Here is a 12,736-nt window from a genome sequence, read left to right on the forward strand (position 1 = left end):
TTCCTCGAAGTGGATGCCCGGTCGGCCCGCGAGGTGGGCCCGGGCAGGGTTGCATACGAGCAAATGATGATGTGCGACAACGGTTTGTTGCCACACAGGTACCGCCTGCTCGGAGAACGAATGCCGGCGGAGAATGCGAAATGCGGAGTCACGCACCATGACACACGTTGACGAGCCGGACAGCGACGCGCCACAGGAACACTCGCCGCACGATACGTGCGAGCGCTATCCATACGCCGCGTACACCGCCGCAAATCCACTAGACGCGTTGGCCGAGCTGCCGACCAACCCTCACAAAAGGCGAAAGTGGCTGTGGGCCTGACCACTTGGTGTGCCGAACGTTCGGGCTGAGGCCCTACCCTCTGCGGCCCCGTCGCGACACCCCGCGGCGGGGTCGTAGTCTGTTCAACACCGTTGTCCAGCAGCGTATCCCGTGCCCGGGTGGCGGACTCAGTGGACCGAGAATCCGCCATCCACCGCAATCGCCTGCCCGGTCACATACGCCGACGCGGGTCCGGCGAGGAACACCGCGACCCCGGCGAAGTCATCGGCAAGTCCGTTGCGGCCGATCAATGTTCGCGCGGCCAACGCCTCGACCGCTGCTGGGTCGGAACTCAACGCGCGGTTGAACGGGGTCTGCACGAATCCCGGCACCAGCACGTTCGCGGTCACACCGTGCGACGACCATGCCTCTGCCTGCGACCGCGCCAGCCCCTCGAGTCCGGCTTTCGAGGCCCCATACGCGCCGCTCGAGGCGAACGCCCGATGAGCCTGCTGTGAACTGAGGTGAATCAATCGTCCGTACCCGCGTTCCGCCATGGCCGGGGCCAGCCGCTGACCGAGGACAAACGGCGCATCCAGATTCACTGACATCGTGGCATCCCAGGTGGTTTCGTCGAGATCACGCATCGGCGGACGCAGGTTGATGCCCGCCGAGTTGACGACGATATCGACGCCGGAGACTGCATCGGCCAAGCCGTGCGCACCGGCACGGGTGGACAAGTCGGCGACGACCCCGTCCGCCGAGCCGTCGCCGGCGCGGATGGCCGCCACCGTGTCGTCGATCGCAGATTGTGTCCGAGCGGCGACGATCACGTGCGCCCCGGCACCGGCGAGCGCCGTCGCGATGGCTTGCCCGATGCCGGAGCTACCGCCGGTCACCAGCGCCGTGCGGTCGTCGAGGGCGAACAGCTTGTGCAGGTACGGCGACGAGGTCACAGAGTCACCGTACGTCAGACAGTGGCCAGGCAGTCGTCGCCGGTCGCGCTACTGTTCGATGGGCCACCCGGTCAATGCGGCCCGGGCGATCGCCATCGCGGTCGGGCTCAGACGGAGCGGATCATTCCACCGTGCCCTCGCCGGAGAGAGGTCGGCGAGGATGTCGTAGGCGCTGCCGTCGATGCGCCGCACATCGTATTGATCGGGCGGTATCTCGTTGTCGACTCGGTAGTCGAGCTCGGCCAGAAGTGTTGCCAGGTGTTCCATCGGCAGTTCGCCGTCATCCGACGTCGTACCGTAGAACAGGATCAGCATCGTCGCGTCGACGCTGAAGGCGTCCGCTTTGCCCTTCGGGAGCAGGCGCTGAGCGAGGTGATTGGCGAGTCCGACCGGGTTCTCGATGAGTTTGGCGCCGGCTTTGGTGAGATGAAGGTAACCCTTGGTCTTTCGTAGTAACCCGAAGCGCTGCAACGACTCCCGAAAGTGTAGCAACGGACCGGACTGATTCTCCCGGTTCTTCGCGCCGATCCAGTCGCCCATCCGAGGCAGGGTCTCGCAGGCCGCGATCACATCGGCCGGCTTCAGATACCCCGCCGCGGTCAGTGGGATGCCCTCGCCCTGGGCGCGTTCGAGGAACCAGAAGTACGGCGCCAGGTCGATCGAGAGTTGTTCTGGCGCAATGTGAGGCGCGGGGTCGAGGAGTCGTTGCGCCCGCGCCGACAGGTCGCCCGAGGTGTCGACGGGCTGGAGTCGGTAGAGCATTCCATCCAGCCTCCGGGGTGCGCCGGTCAGCGGTAGCTGGAGGACCGGATCGGTCATCACCGTGTTGACGGCGGCCAGGTCGAAGTGTGCGGGATCGGCGACCACAGCCGCGAGTTCCTCTGCGCTGGTGAGATGCCCGCAATCTTCGGGTGGCGCCGCGCGGTCGCCGTCGACACAGATCGCGAGCGGCGCATCATGTGTCAGCGGAACCACCGACTCGAGGCGCAGCGTCAGCGCCCAGTGATCGCCATAGTCGTAGACGTAGGTCAGTACATCGCCGGGGTCGTGCATCGTTTCATCCAGCTGCACGAAGAGAGCGGGTTCGCCGTCGTCGCCCTCCAGGTAGTCGAAGTCGCACAAAAACAGCTCGCTGGTCCGGCCGAATGGATCACCACCGAGTGCGAAGCGGTAGAGGTGGTAGTCGAGCCAGCCGAACGCGCCCTGGATGGCGCGGTGCACCAGGTCGAGCGTCATCTCCGACCGCAGTTCGAGCGTGCGCCAGATCGATGGCTCGGCATCATCGAGTTCGACGCGCACCCGGAATACGTAGGGGCTGGGCAGCGGTGACTTGCGGAAGTGTCCCCGTTGCGGTGGTTCCGGGACCGGGTCCTGACCGATCTGGGATGGATGCTGTCCGCCGAGGATCACCTCGAACTGGGGGCGGGCGTCGGACGGGTCTCCGGTCATGAGTCGAGGATAGGGACATCGTGGCTCGGCGGTGTCAGCCGATCACGGGGCGTCGGAGGACTGACGGGGAAACACCTTGCGGAACGTGGCGATCGCGATGACCGCGAGCACGATATCGGCGAGGAGGAACAACGACGCCCCGAGACTGACGGTGTCCCCGATGGTGCACGTGACCAGGCCGAAGTCCCACAATCCGTGCACGACCATGGCGACGAGCAGTGATCCGGACACCCGTCGGGTCAGGTAGAAGAAGTAGCCCGCGACGGCGGTGATGAGCACCTGGGGGATGGCGCCGAGCCCTTCGGAGAACAGGTTGGTGGCATGCGCGAGGCCGAAGATCACCGACGTCCACAGTGCCACCATGGGTTCGCTGTATCCGGCGTCGCGGAAGGCGACGACGCCAAGACCGCGGAACATTCCTTCCTCACTGACTCCGACGGCCAGCGCCCCGATCAGCAGCAAGATGGTGAAGGTGATGCCCTTGTCCGCCAAGCGCGAATAGGCGGTTCCCGCGGCCACGGTGACGAGCAAGATGATCGGGAACACCCATACCCACCGCGGTAGTCGATGGTCGTCGACGAATACCGGCCGCCACCACCGCAACATGCCGACGGCGACCAGCACGATGACGATGCCGATGCCGGTGGTGACCCAGAGGCCACGAGTGATGTCGGCGGTCGTCTCGAAGCTGGCGTACTCGGTGTCGTTCGGTGTGGTCAGTCGCGGAATGGTCTGGATGGCGACCAGGTAGCCGATGACCAGGAGCACGAATCCCCAGATCGGGAGTTGTCGTCGGGCGGCTTGTTCGGGTGTCGCGGTCATTGGGTCGGTCCTGTTCACGGTCGGAGGGGCCAGGGTTGGGCCGCTGGTCGCTGACTCTTCCACACAGTGGCGATCCCCGTGAATCACGGGTGAGATGCACCGACCTGTGTCTCGACGCTGCCAGCCATCTCCCAGCTGCCTTCGATGGCACCACAAGCCTTGGTGCGCATAGTTGTTGATGTCAGAGCACACCGGCCTCGAGCCGGACGATCAGAAAGGGCACACGATGCCGACTCCCAACAACAACCGCAAGCCCAACACCCCCGCTGCTCCGCAGCGTCGTCGCCGTGTCCGCAAGTTCGATCAGCGCTCGCGTCGCTGGATCTGGACCTGGCAGTGATCTGAGCTCTGGGCTGACGCCCCTGCCTGGTGGCCCCGTCGCGATTCTCCCCGCGGCGGGGTTGCTGTGTGTCTGGACGGCTGGAGATTGGTTGTGGTTTACATCGGTAAGCGCAGAAAACCGCAACCGATCACGTCTGAGCCCCGCAACCAGATCACTCGTCTGCCGCGAATACGACAAATACGGTTGGATTGCTTATCGTTAGAGGGTCGAAGGAGCTGATGATCATGTCGCAGTCGAGCCCGCAGGACAGGCCTGGCAGGCCGGCGAGGTCCGAGGGTGACCTCGGCATGTCCCGCGACGACGAGATGGCAGCTCTGGAAGCGGCCGCCGCAACCGATCTCGGCGATCCTGACTTGTGGTTTGTGCCCACCGGGTATCGAAATTCACTGGCGCTGTGCGTGATCGACGCTGTCTACGCGACCGGCATGGACGCCGCGGCGACCGGGGACGTCGTCGACCGCTACGTGAGCTACCGCCAGGCGAACGGTGCCGACGCCTACACCGACGGACTGCACGAGTTGTTGCGGACATTCACCGAGTTCGGCGACGTACCGAGGTGGGCGGAGGCCATCGGTGACCAGCGGATCACCCCCACCCCTGCCGATGCTCCGTTGAAAGCTGCTGCGGTGCAGCAGGTATCACTCAAGTTCGTGACTCGCGGTGTCGCGACCGCCAAGGACCTCCTGGACGCGGTCGCCAAGGGCCGGGCAAGGGAACTGAGGCGGATCTGGTGTGCAGCGCCGGGCCAGGAGTCGGGCGTGACCTGGACCTACCTACTGGCCCTCGCCGGCATCGGTGGCGCCAAGACCGATCCGCTGGTCGTCGACTACGTGTCGCGGGCGCTCGGCAAAGCAGTGACCCCGGAGTACGCCGCCCAGTTGATGAACAGTCTGGCGACCCGAGCGGGCTGGGACCCGGTCGCGTTCCACCTCACGGTCTGGCAGTTCGAGTCGACCCAGCGTTGAGGTTCCTCGAGTTCGATCATCCGCCGACGATGTGCGGTATCGGCGGATCGAAGCTGATGTTGTCGGGAAGCGGCTGCGTCCCCTTCTCGTCACCGACTTGGTGCACCGACTTCACCTGGTTCAACCGGCTTTCCCCTTGGCGAGCCAACGAGTCGTCGTACCACTCGAACCAGGGGAACTCATGGGCGAGGTATTCGTTGATGGTCAGCGGCTCGTGGTGTGGCGGAGTGCCGGTGAGTGATTGCCACACAGATGAGTTGACGATCTGCAGGCGCACTTCGGTGAGGGAGTCGAGCGCCCAGTTCTCCTGAGGTTCGAGAGGTGTGGCGATCGACTGCTGGATGGAGCCGCCCGCACCAAGACCCATCGACGACGGCGGCGCCTCCGCGCACACAATGAGTTGGGATCGCGATCGCTGGAGCCGTTGTGACCAGATGTCGGCGTTCAGTGGCGCGACCGCGAGACGGATGAGTCCGTCGTCGGCGCCGGTGAGTTGCTCGGCAGCAGAATAGCCGTCGCCCAGCGGCATCGCGACGAACTGACGGACGGTGGTGGCGTCGGCGCGGAACCCGTCCAGCCACGGCTGGGTAGGAACCTCGAAATAGTCCTCCGAGGCGAAATCAGGTTGAGGGGAGTATGTTTCGCCACTGATCGCGCTGATTCCGCCGACCCCGACGTTGACCAAGAACGGGTAGCCCGCGGGGGAGGTGAAGTCGATCCAGGTCGCCTCGGACTGCCACAGCGGGAGGATCGCATCGACGTCTGCGCGGTCGGCGAGTTCGGTGTCGCGGGCGGCTCGGATGTCGAGCGCGCCCAGGCTGGGTGGTAGCCCGTAGGTGGTGGCGTCGTCCGGCACCCGGAGCGTCCGGTGAAAGGTGATGCGCAGAGTGGCGTCGACATGGACTTCCGGAAACGAGAAGTCGATGGCGGTGGAACCAGCAGTGAAGGGCATCGTGCTCCGATCAGTCAGGTGATGGTGTTCAGACTAAGAGTGGGGTCTGACAAACGGCGCTGACCTTCGAGATCACCCAGCCGACTATCGCCGAGGCGGTGTATTCAACTGCTGCCGACACCATTCGACGCTGTGCTTGGCTGTGCATTCCGCCCACTCGACCTGGTCATCGACCCACGGATGCCGTGCCCGCTGCCCGTGGTTGAGTCGCCACCGATAGTTGTCGCAGATGATGCTGTTGCCGCGCGCATCGAGCGCGGTACGGCCGATGTCGGCGCCGATGCAGCGCTGGCCGAGCTGGGGACCACCCGTGGGTGAGGCGTCGGCAGCTCCAGGTCCCACGCCGAGTGCCACGAGCGCGATGAGCGCGGCGGCTGATGCTGTCAGGGATCGCATGGTCATCGCCAATCTGAGGGAATCGGGACCGAGGTGGTCGGCCTGGTGTGTGGCTGCCCGACATTCTCCTCGCCGAACGAGCTCACCGTATCGTCTTCGCTGAATGCGGCCGAGCCACAGGTGACGTTCTGCGCGCGGACCCGAAATTGTCGGAGGCTGCCGCTACCCTTTCGCCATTCAATCCGAGAGCCCGGATCCGAACTCTTTCGGATCGCCCGAGCTCGACGACCACCAATGTCGAAAGAAGGAGTAGCGCAACATGTCACAGCGAAACGAAGGGTGGGGTCGGCAGTCGAACGCCGTGCCCCCGCAGTCTGATCAGGCGTCCACAGTAGGCGCGTCGTCCGGCGTGTGGCCCTGGCTCGTCGGAGCCCTGGCCGCGTTCGCAGTGATCGGCGGGATCTTCTCCGCCGCCACCATGCCCGCGTCAACCGTCAGCGCAACCGGGAACGTCGGCGGTGCCTCCGCGCTGAAACCGGTGCACGCGCCCGCAGTCAGCGCGGTTGTCGGTGCAAGCCGGCAGGCGCCGGGTGCGGCGATCGCCGTGCCGGTCGACTACGGCCGCACCGCCGGTCAGGAGAACGCGATTGGCAAGGCGAAGGACTACCTCGCCTACTCGGCCTTCTCCCGAACCGGGCTGATCAAGCAACTCGAGTTCGAGGGCTTCACCGAGAGCGATGCCACCTTCGCGGTCGACAGCTTGAAGGTCAACTGGAATGCACAGGCCGTGCAGAAGGCGAAGGACTACCTGAGCTATTCCTCGTTCTCGCACTCCGGACTCGTCGAGCAGTTGGAGTTCGAGGGCTTCACCGCAGCCCAAGCGGAGTACGGAGTGCGCGGCGCGGGGCTCTGATCGGATGGAAGGCCTCGCACTCGCCACATGGTGCGCGCGAGGTCGTCCTGCCGACGATCGAGGCGGATCGATGTAACAAATCACCAGATCATGCTGACAAATATTGGTGGAAGGCCTATCGTAATCGTGAAGGAGCGAGCATGGCCGGCGTCGATGCTTGTCACGAGCAGATCCGTCGTCCTGCACGACCGCAGCGGTGAATGATGAAGCGCGCGTTGTTGATTCAGAAATAGAGAGCAGAGATGTACGACCCGTATTACCGGGGTGACCGGAACTCGAACCACACATTGTTGATCGCCGTACTGATTGCCGTGCTCGTCACTCTCCTGGTCCTGCTCGGCATCGGTGCGTGGTACGTAATCGGCAGAACCGCCGCGCCAAGCAATACGGCGGCGACGGAACCGACGCCCCAGACGGTCACCGCCCCCGCTCCGCCACCAACGGTCACCGAAACCAAAACCGTTGCACCGCAGGCACAAGCACCAGCGGCAGCCCCGGTACCAGCCGATGCGGGGACGCCCGCGTCCGAACGATTCACGGTATGCCCCAGCGGGCGGTCCGGGGTCGCGACGAGTGTGACGTCGTGTGCATTCGCCGACAACGTCCGCGACGCATGGATGCAGTCCTACTCGTCGACGGTCCTGGCCTACAGTCCGGTGACCGAGACGACGTACTCGATGTCTTGCTCGCCCGGATATGTCGCGACGCTCAACACCGGCCGGACGGTGACCGGGGCACGGTGCACGGGTGGAAATGACGCTGTGGTGATCGCCTGGTGAACTGCTCTTCGGAGCGAATCTCTGACCCATGCCGCGCGCTCACCATCTCCTGACCTCTCTGCTACCGCTCGTCCACGCGCGAGATCAAGAGTGGGCATACTTGTCGATGATCCGTTCGTCTGATTCTGGAGGTTCCTGTGGCTGGTGGCCTCGTCGCGCTGCTCGACGACATCGCGGCTCTCACGAAGCTGGCCGCGGCCTCAATCGACGACATCGGCGCAGCCGCCGGTAAAGCCAGCGTCAAGGCGGCCGGCGTGGTCGTCGACGACACCGCCGTGACACCGCGCTATGTCCACGGCTTCACCCCCGACCGCGAACTCCCGATCGTCCGCAAGATCGCCGTCGGGTCGATCCGCAACAAGCTGCTGATCATCCTGCCGGTGGCGATGATCCTCAGCCAGTTCCTGCCCCAAGCCCTGCCGTATCTGCTGATCGCCGGCGGTCTGTTCCTCTGCTACGAGGGAGCCGAGAAGGTGTACGAGGCCTTCGGCGGTGGACACGACCACGAGCACACCGACGAGACACCGGCCGCGGCGAAGGGACCGGAGTTCGAGAAGACGATGGTCAACGGCGCCATCCGCACCGACCTCATCTTGTCGGCGGAGATCATGGTGATCTCGCTTTCGTCGGTTGAATCCGAACCGTTCCTCACGCGGCTGCTGGTGCTCATCGTCGTGGCGTTTCTCATCACCGCACTCGTCTACGGTGTGGTGGCGGTGATCGTCAAGATGGATGACGTCGGACTCGCACTGGCGCAACGTGAGTCGACGGCGAGTCAACGTATCGGGCGTGGCCTGGTCAAGGCGATGCCGAAGGTCATGTCTACCCTGACCGTGGTGGGTATCGCCGCGATGCTGTGGGTCGGCGGCCACATCTTGATCGTCAACGTCGGTGAGGCCGGATGGCATTGGCCGGCAGATCGTCTGCACGACATCGAGCACTGGTTCGAAGAACTTGCTCACGGCTTCGGCGGTGTGCTGGCCTGGACCTCGGGCACGGTCGTCTCGGCGCTCGTGGGTCTGGTGGTCGGCGCGATCATCGTGGCGATCATGCACGTCATCCCGAAGCGTGGTGCCAAGGCGTCCTAGAGCCCTATCGCTCGGCCGGGCGAATGCCGTCGAACACGGCGGGTATGCGACCCGCGAAGGTGATGATGGCTGACCGCCAGATACATATCGGTATGGCAGGGCGCGACGTGCCGGCGACAGCGCTGTTCGTCCTCGGTGTGGCGATCGTGATCGCTTGGTTGAGAATGAGTTACCTGATCACCAGCAGGCCGGGGTCAACGTTGATGGGGAACGGCGCGTCGACGGTCGTGACGGTGCCGGCGAGCAGGGTTGCAGTCGCTGCGAACTGGCCGTCGGCGTCCAGGGTGTGGACCACGATCCGAGGAGCGCCGTCGAGCTCGAAACGCCAATAGGCGGAGACGCCCGCAGCGGCGTACAGCCGGGGCTTGATGAACCTGTCCTGAGGTTCACTGCCCGGTGAGACGATTTCGGCGACGAGTAGAACCGAGCCCGTCGGATATCGGACGGGATTGCGATCAGCGACTTCGCCGCGCACGATCGCGACATCGGGTACGGCAAGGCGGCCGTCGGCGGTCTCGATGTTGACAGCTTCGAGCACCTCGACGTCCTGGCCTGCGTCTGTTGCTGCCGCTTCGAGAAGATTGGCCAGGCGCCGCGAGGCTCGCTGATGAACGGTGCCGGGAGCCGGACTCACGGTGAGAACTCCGGGAGTGAGCAGTTCGTAGCGTGAATGGTCGCCGGATTCGGCGAGTTTCTCGACGTCGGATGGGGTCCACGGCCCGCTGTGTCGTTCGATCGCGAGGCCCATGCGGAGATTCCCTCTCTGATCATTCGGTTACGACAAGACTACGCGCAGGTGTGTCGGTCGGCGCCTCCTGCGGACTGGCGACTTGTGGCTGAGCCATGGGCGCACTCTATGGGTGAGGTCCGACAAACCTGCAGGGAGTCCTCGACGATTTGCCGTGCTCACATACCTGCGACGATGTACGGTTGGCGGAGCGAGACTGGTGCTGTTAGGCAGCGGATTATCCCGTCGCTGGCGAGTTGCTCTCGGGTAGTGCGTCTACCGTGAGTGATTGCCACTCAAGCGAATTCGCGACGCGGATCTCAGTTCTGGTGCGGCTTGATCGGTGTGGCAATCGATTGCTCGATGCCGCCCCGGCGCAGAGGCCCATGCCGGCCGGGGACCGCATAATCGGCTGCTCCACTTCACCTCGTGGTGCTCCCGTGTTGACTGGATCGCTCTGGCGTGAGTGTCATCCATCCGGTGGATTACCAGGTCAAATAGTCGGACAAAGCGGGATGAACACGGCAAATCGGATTACACTGCGGCTCTGCGCAATTGATACCGTCTGCCCATGGCAGACACTGGGGGTAGCGCTGACCTGTCCGTGATTCCCGACGATGTGGCTGAGCTCGGGCGCCTGTCCGCGCAGACGGCGGAGACGATGCGCGCCGCGCTCGGCAGCACTGGCGGCCACGTCGAAACGCTGCTCGGCAGTGGCTGGTGCGGCACAGCCGCTGACAGTTTCGGGGCCGGCTGGAACGAGTGTCGTCACGGCGGCGAACGCATCATCTCCATTCTGGAGACGCTCGCTGTAGCAGTCGGTGGAAGCGCGAATCGGTATGTGGGTCAAGAGGGTGACAACAGCGATTCGTTTGCTCGGTTGAACCTCTGATGAGTGGTGAGTTCACCGTCGACCTTGACGAACTCGAACAACTCGTCCGACGACTGACTGACCTACACGAGTTTCTCGATGGACGTCTCGAGGACATCGATCGCCAGGCAGCGCATGTCCAACAGAGCAGTTGGAGCGGGCGAGCCGCCGATGCGCACCGGACTGCGCATCGCGAATGGTTATCCGCTGCCAAAGAATTCGCAGATGGCGTCAAAACAATGAAGCGGATCGGCGCCGACGCCCACGCTCAGTACACCGGGGCGGTCAAGGCCAATACAACGATGTTCCGAGGCCGCGGATGAGCATTCGGGTCGACCCGCAGATCTACTACAACGGCGCCAAGAAGCTCACCGATATTGGTAGCGGTATCGAGTCAGCACGATCTACGCTTTCGTCCTCGTTGTCGGATACCGGATCAATGTCGGGAACGAGCGACGCGGCCAAGAAGTGGGCGACGAGTTACGACAAGCGTGCTGACAACGCGATACAGGCCGCGTACGACCTTTCCGGGACCCTCACGTACTTCGGTGGACTGATGGCGTTGGCCGGTTACAACCACGAGCTCGCCAACTATCGCGCGGACAGCGGCGGCAACAAAGGCCCAGAGCCTACGAAGCCCTCCAGCGTGCGGCCGCCAGCCGGCTTGTGCCTTGTTGGCGTGCCGAGTTCGGGTGGCCCCGGCAACGGCCTCGTCTCGGGTATCGGCGCACTTATGGAGAAGATCCATATCCACGTGCCCGACGGTGACACCGACAAACTCGGTAATGCTTCGTCGGCGTGGAAGGACTTTTTCGGTTCCGAAGCTGTTGCCCACGCAGCCTCTGATATCAGCGGCGTCGTCAACTCACTCGGCGAGGTCGACGCACCAGACGTACTCGACATCATGACGCACCTAGATACGCTCAAACAGGCTGCGAAGGGACTCTACAAATCGACCAACCAGCTGGCTGCTGACTGCGCCAACCACAAGGCGCCCCTCGACACGCTGCGCACAAAAATCGATGACGCTCTGACGACTCTCGAGGAAGCGATTGCAGTCAGCCTCGCCATTTCGATCCTGGCCGATGTGGTGACCGCTGGTGTGGGTGTCGTGCTTGATGGCATCACCTTGGCGAAGTCTGCGAGAGATGTCGATGAGGCTGCCTCTACCATCACCGCAGCGGTAGAGGCAGCGCAGATCGACCGCTTGTTGTCGACGGCCGCCGCTGAAGAGGACGTCCTCGCCAACACCAGCACGGAACTGGCAAACATCAACGAACTCACAGCGACCGACCTCGAGGAAGGGCTGGAGGAAGCTACCTCGGTGCCGAAGTCCGCGCCTGGCGGGCAAGCACCGACACCACAGGAAGCCCAAGACGTCATCACGACCGCGGAACGGACGGGGAAGGGGTTGAAGAACGATCCGATGCATCGATCGGCTGCGTACCCTGTGGACGACATCGGCACGAAAGGCACAGTGTTCCAGATCGATAGTCGCTCAGGAATACCCGAGACTCTCGTCCAGATGCCGGGCGAGGTGAATGGCGTTCCCGGGCGGTTTGAGTGGATAGTAGACAAGAACGGCTATATCTCGCATGAGATGTTCGTGCGCAACGGCACTATCAACGGAGTTCCGATCAAACCGTGAATTACAAACTAGTTGAGTTCGAGATTCCGACCTCGTTCATCGAAGAGCGCGCAAAACTCACTCCAGCGGAGCTGAAGTACGGCTTTGAGAACGGCTGGATCACCGAGGGGACGGTGGTTGAGCTGGCTCTGTCTTCGGTCGTGGCCGATGGCGATGATCTGCACGTGGTGGAGGCGCTGTCCCTGTTGCTTTCGGACGAGCTCGATCGCGTCCGTGAACTGATGGCCGATCTGTTGAACGGAAGGGACGTGTGGGTCTACCTGGCCTCAGCATGGGTCCACGCAAACAGCGACCATTTCGACGAGCCACCTTTCTCGGTGATCGAGAAACTGTACGCCGACTTCGATTACCCAGCGCAGATGGAAGGCTTCATCGGATTCATGCCACTTCCTCCCGGCGAAGAACCGGGGGCGTCAGGCCTGGAGTCCAAGTTTGCTGAGTTCACCGCCGAAAGTCGGGCGCGATACTTGATTGCCAGGTCCAGCGTCGAGTGACGCCGCTCTGCAGAACGTAAGTTGGTCGCGACGATTCCGGACGTCGTCCAATCGAAGGCCGCCAAGAGGCTACCTCACGCCCCGCTACCCGATAGGGTCAGTCCTGTCCAGAACGATCGATCACCGGAGAC

At 63.6% G+C, this 12,736-nt stretch carries 15 protein-coding genes; 9 read left to right on the forward strand and 6 right to left on the reverse strand.

The features are described 5' to 3' along the window. Window positions 1-450: 450 nt before the first annotated feature. Genes AAFP30_RS05540 through AAFP30_RS05550 form a run of 3 tightly spaced genes read right to left on the reverse strand, consistent with a single transcriptional unit; the run spans window position 451 to window position 3,489 of the window. Window positions 451-1,218, reverse strand: a complete 768-nt coding sequence (locus AAFP30_RS05540) for an SDR family NAD(P)-dependent oxidoreductase (RefSeq protein WP_419228870.1) — start codon at window positions 1,216-1,218, stop codon at window positions 451-453. A 48-nt stretch (window positions 1,219-1,266) separates the two neighbouring features. Beyond that, the gene (locus tag AAFP30_RS05545; protein ID WP_419228871.1) at window positions 1,267-2,667 is read right to left on the reverse strand and encodes a plasmid pRiA4b ORF-3 family protein; all 1,401 of its coding nucleotides are present in this window, start codon (window positions 2,665-2,667) and stop codon (window positions 1,267-1,269) included. Between the two features lie 42 nt (window positions 2,668-2,709). After that, complete coding sequence (locus AAFP30_RS05550; RefSeq protein ID WP_419228872.1) at window positions 2,710-3,489, reverse strand: CPBP family intramembrane glutamic endopeptidase; 780 nt, start codon at window positions 3,487-3,489, stop codon at window positions 2,710-2,712. 178 nt (window positions 3,490-3,667) lie between these two features. On the opposite strand from AAFP30_RS05550, the gene AAFP30_RS05555 reads away from it, so the two are divergent. Together AAFP30_RS05555 and AAFP30_RS05560 are read left to right on the forward strand one after the other, a co-directional pair. Beyond that, complete coding sequence (locus AAFP30_RS05555) at window positions 3,668-3,829, forward strand: hypothetical protein (RefSeq protein WP_419228873.1); 162 nt, start codon at window positions 3,668-3,670, stop codon at window positions 3,827-3,829. Window positions 3,830-4,056: 227 nt separating this feature from the next. Then, window positions 4,057-4,797, forward strand: a complete 741-nt coding sequence (locus tag AAFP30_RS05560) for a heme peroxidase (protein WP_419228874.1) — start codon at window positions 4,057-4,059, stop codon at window positions 4,795-4,797. A gap of 16 nt (window positions 4,798-4,813) precedes the next feature. On the opposite strand, the gene AAFP30_RS05565 is transcribed toward AAFP30_RS05560, so the two are convergent. Together AAFP30_RS05565 and AAFP30_RS05570 are read right to left on the reverse strand one after the other, a co-directional pair. After that, window positions 4,814-5,749 carry a hypothetical protein gene (locus AAFP30_RS05565; protein WP_419228875.1) on the reverse strand — a complete coding sequence of 312 codons (936 nt, stop codon included), beginning with the start codon at window positions 5,747-5,749 and terminating at the stop codon, window positions 4,814-4,816. Window positions 5,750-5,833: 84 nt separating this feature from the next. Then, window positions 5,834-6,151 (reverse strand): hypothetical protein, encoded by a 318-nt coding sequence (locus tag AAFP30_RS05570; protein ID WP_419228876.1) that lies wholly within the window; start codon window positions 6,149-6,151, stop codon window positions 5,834-5,836. Window positions 6,152-6,404: 253 nt separating this feature from the next. Here AAFP30_RS05570 and AAFP30_RS05575 point away from each other — a divergent pair, with 253 nt between their 5' ends. The 3 genes from AAFP30_RS05575 (at window position 6,405) to AAFP30_RS05585 (ending at window position 8,865) form a co-directional block, all read left to right on the forward strand. Continuing rightward, entirely contained in the window at window positions 6,405-6,998 is a 594-nt protein-coding gene (locus tag AAFP30_RS05575; protein ID WP_419228877.1) for an Ltp family lipoprotein, read from the forward strand. Window positions 6,999-7,240: 242 nt separating this feature from the next. Continuing rightward, window positions 7,241-7,777, forward strand: a complete 537-nt coding sequence (locus AAFP30_RS05580) for a hypothetical protein (RefSeq protein WP_419228878.1) — start codon at window positions 7,241-7,243, stop codon at window positions 7,775-7,777. A gap of 137 nt (window positions 7,778-7,914) precedes the next feature. After that, a complete protein-coding gene (locus AAFP30_RS05585; RefSeq protein ID WP_419228879.1) occupies window positions 7,915-8,865 on the forward strand; it encodes a DUF808 domain-containing protein in 951 nt (316 codons plus the stop codon). Between the two features lie 169 nt (window positions 8,866-9,034). Here the strand turns inward: AAFP30_RS05585 and AAFP30_RS05590 are convergent, their stop codons facing one another. Next, window positions 9,035-9,613, reverse strand: coding sequence for a Uma2 family endonuclease (locus tag AAFP30_RS05590; protein ID WP_419228880.1), 579 nt, complete (start codon window positions 9,611-9,613; stop codon window positions 9,035-9,037). A gap of 550 nt (window positions 9,614-10,163) precedes the next feature. On the opposite strand from AAFP30_RS05590, the gene AAFP30_RS05595 reads away from it, so the two are divergent. Genes AAFP30_RS05595 through AAFP30_RS05610 form a run of 4 tightly spaced genes read left to right on the forward strand, consistent with a single transcriptional unit; the run spans window position 10,164 to window position 12,605 of the window. Continuing rightward, window positions 10,164-10,484, forward strand: coding sequence for a WXG100 family type VII secretion target (locus AAFP30_RS05595; protein ID WP_419228881.1), 321 nt, complete (start codon window positions 10,164-10,166; stop codon window positions 10,482-10,484). After that, window positions 10,484-10,786 (forward strand): WXG100 family type VII secretion target, encoded by a 303-nt coding sequence (locus tag AAFP30_RS05600; protein ID WP_419228882.1) that lies wholly within the window; start codon window positions 10,484-10,486, stop codon window positions 10,784-10,786. The genes AAFP30_RS05595 and AAFP30_RS05600 overlap by 1 nt, the downstream gene beginning before the upstream one ends. Further along, entirely contained in the window at window positions 10,783-12,111 is a 1,329-nt protein-coding gene (locus AAFP30_RS05605) for a hypothetical protein (RefSeq protein WP_419228883.1), read from the forward strand. Before AAFP30_RS05600 ends, AAFP30_RS05605 begins: the two co-directional genes overlap by 4 nt. Further along, complete coding sequence (locus AAFP30_RS05610) at window positions 12,108-12,605, forward strand: DUF2247 family protein (protein ID WP_419228884.1); 498 nt, start codon at window positions 12,108-12,110, stop codon at window positions 12,603-12,605. Before AAFP30_RS05605 ends, AAFP30_RS05610 begins: the two co-directional genes overlap by 4 nt. The last annotated feature ends 131 nt before the right edge of the window (window positions 12,606-12,736 follow it).

The organism is Gordonia sp. CPCC 205515, assembly GCF_048537925.1.
Taxonomy (GTDB): Bacteria; Actinomycetota; Actinomycetes; order Mycobacteriales; family Mycobacteriaceae; genus Gordonia.

Coding starts and splice junctions, on each gene's coding strand:
- AAFP30_RS05605 (WP_419228883.1), top strand. CDS start 10,783: ATGAGCATTCGGGTCGACCCGCAGATCTACTACAACGGCGCCAAGAAG.
- AAFP30_RS05565 (WP_419228875.1), bottom strand. CDS start 5,749: ATGCCCTTCACTGCTGGTTCCACCGCCATCGACTTCTCGTTTCCGGAA.
- AAFP30_RS05550 (WP_419228872.1), bottom strand. CDS start 3,489: ATGACCGCGACACCCGAACAAGCCGCCCGACGACAACTCCCGATCTGG.
- AAFP30_RS05545 (WP_419228871.1), bottom strand. CDS start 2,667: ATGACCGGAGACCCGTCCGACGCCCGCCCCCAGTTCGAGGTGATCCTC.
- AAFP30_RS05570 (WP_419228876.1), bottom strand. CDS start 6,151: ATGACCATGCGATCCCTGACAGCATCAGCCGCCGCGCTCATCGCGCTC.
- AAFP30_RS05580 (WP_419228878.1), top strand. CDS start 7,241: ATGTACGACCCGTATTACCGGGGTGACCGGAACTCGAACCACACATTG.
- AAFP30_RS05600 (WP_419228882.1), top strand. CDS start 10,484: ATGAGTGGTGAGTTCACCGTCGACCTTGACGAACTCGAACAACTCGTC.
- AAFP30_RS05555 (WP_419228873.1), top strand. CDS start 3,668: ATGTCAGAGCACACCGGCCTCGAGCCGGACGATCAGAAAGGGCACACG.
- AAFP30_RS05560 (WP_419228874.1), top strand. CDS start 4,057: ATGTCGCAGTCGAGCCCGCAGGACAGGCCTGGCAGGCCGGCGAGGTCC.
- AAFP30_RS05595 (WP_419228881.1), top strand. CDS start 10,164: ATGGCAGACACTGGGGGTAGCGCTGACCTGTCCGTGATTCCCGACGAT.
- AAFP30_RS05590 (WP_419228880.1), bottom strand. CDS start 9,613: ATGGGCCTCGCGATCGAACGACACAGCGGGCCGTGGACCCCATCCGAC.
- AAFP30_RS05575 (WP_419228877.1), top strand. CDS start 6,405: ATGTCACAGCGAAACGAAGGGTGGGGTCGGCAGTCGAACGCCGTGCCC.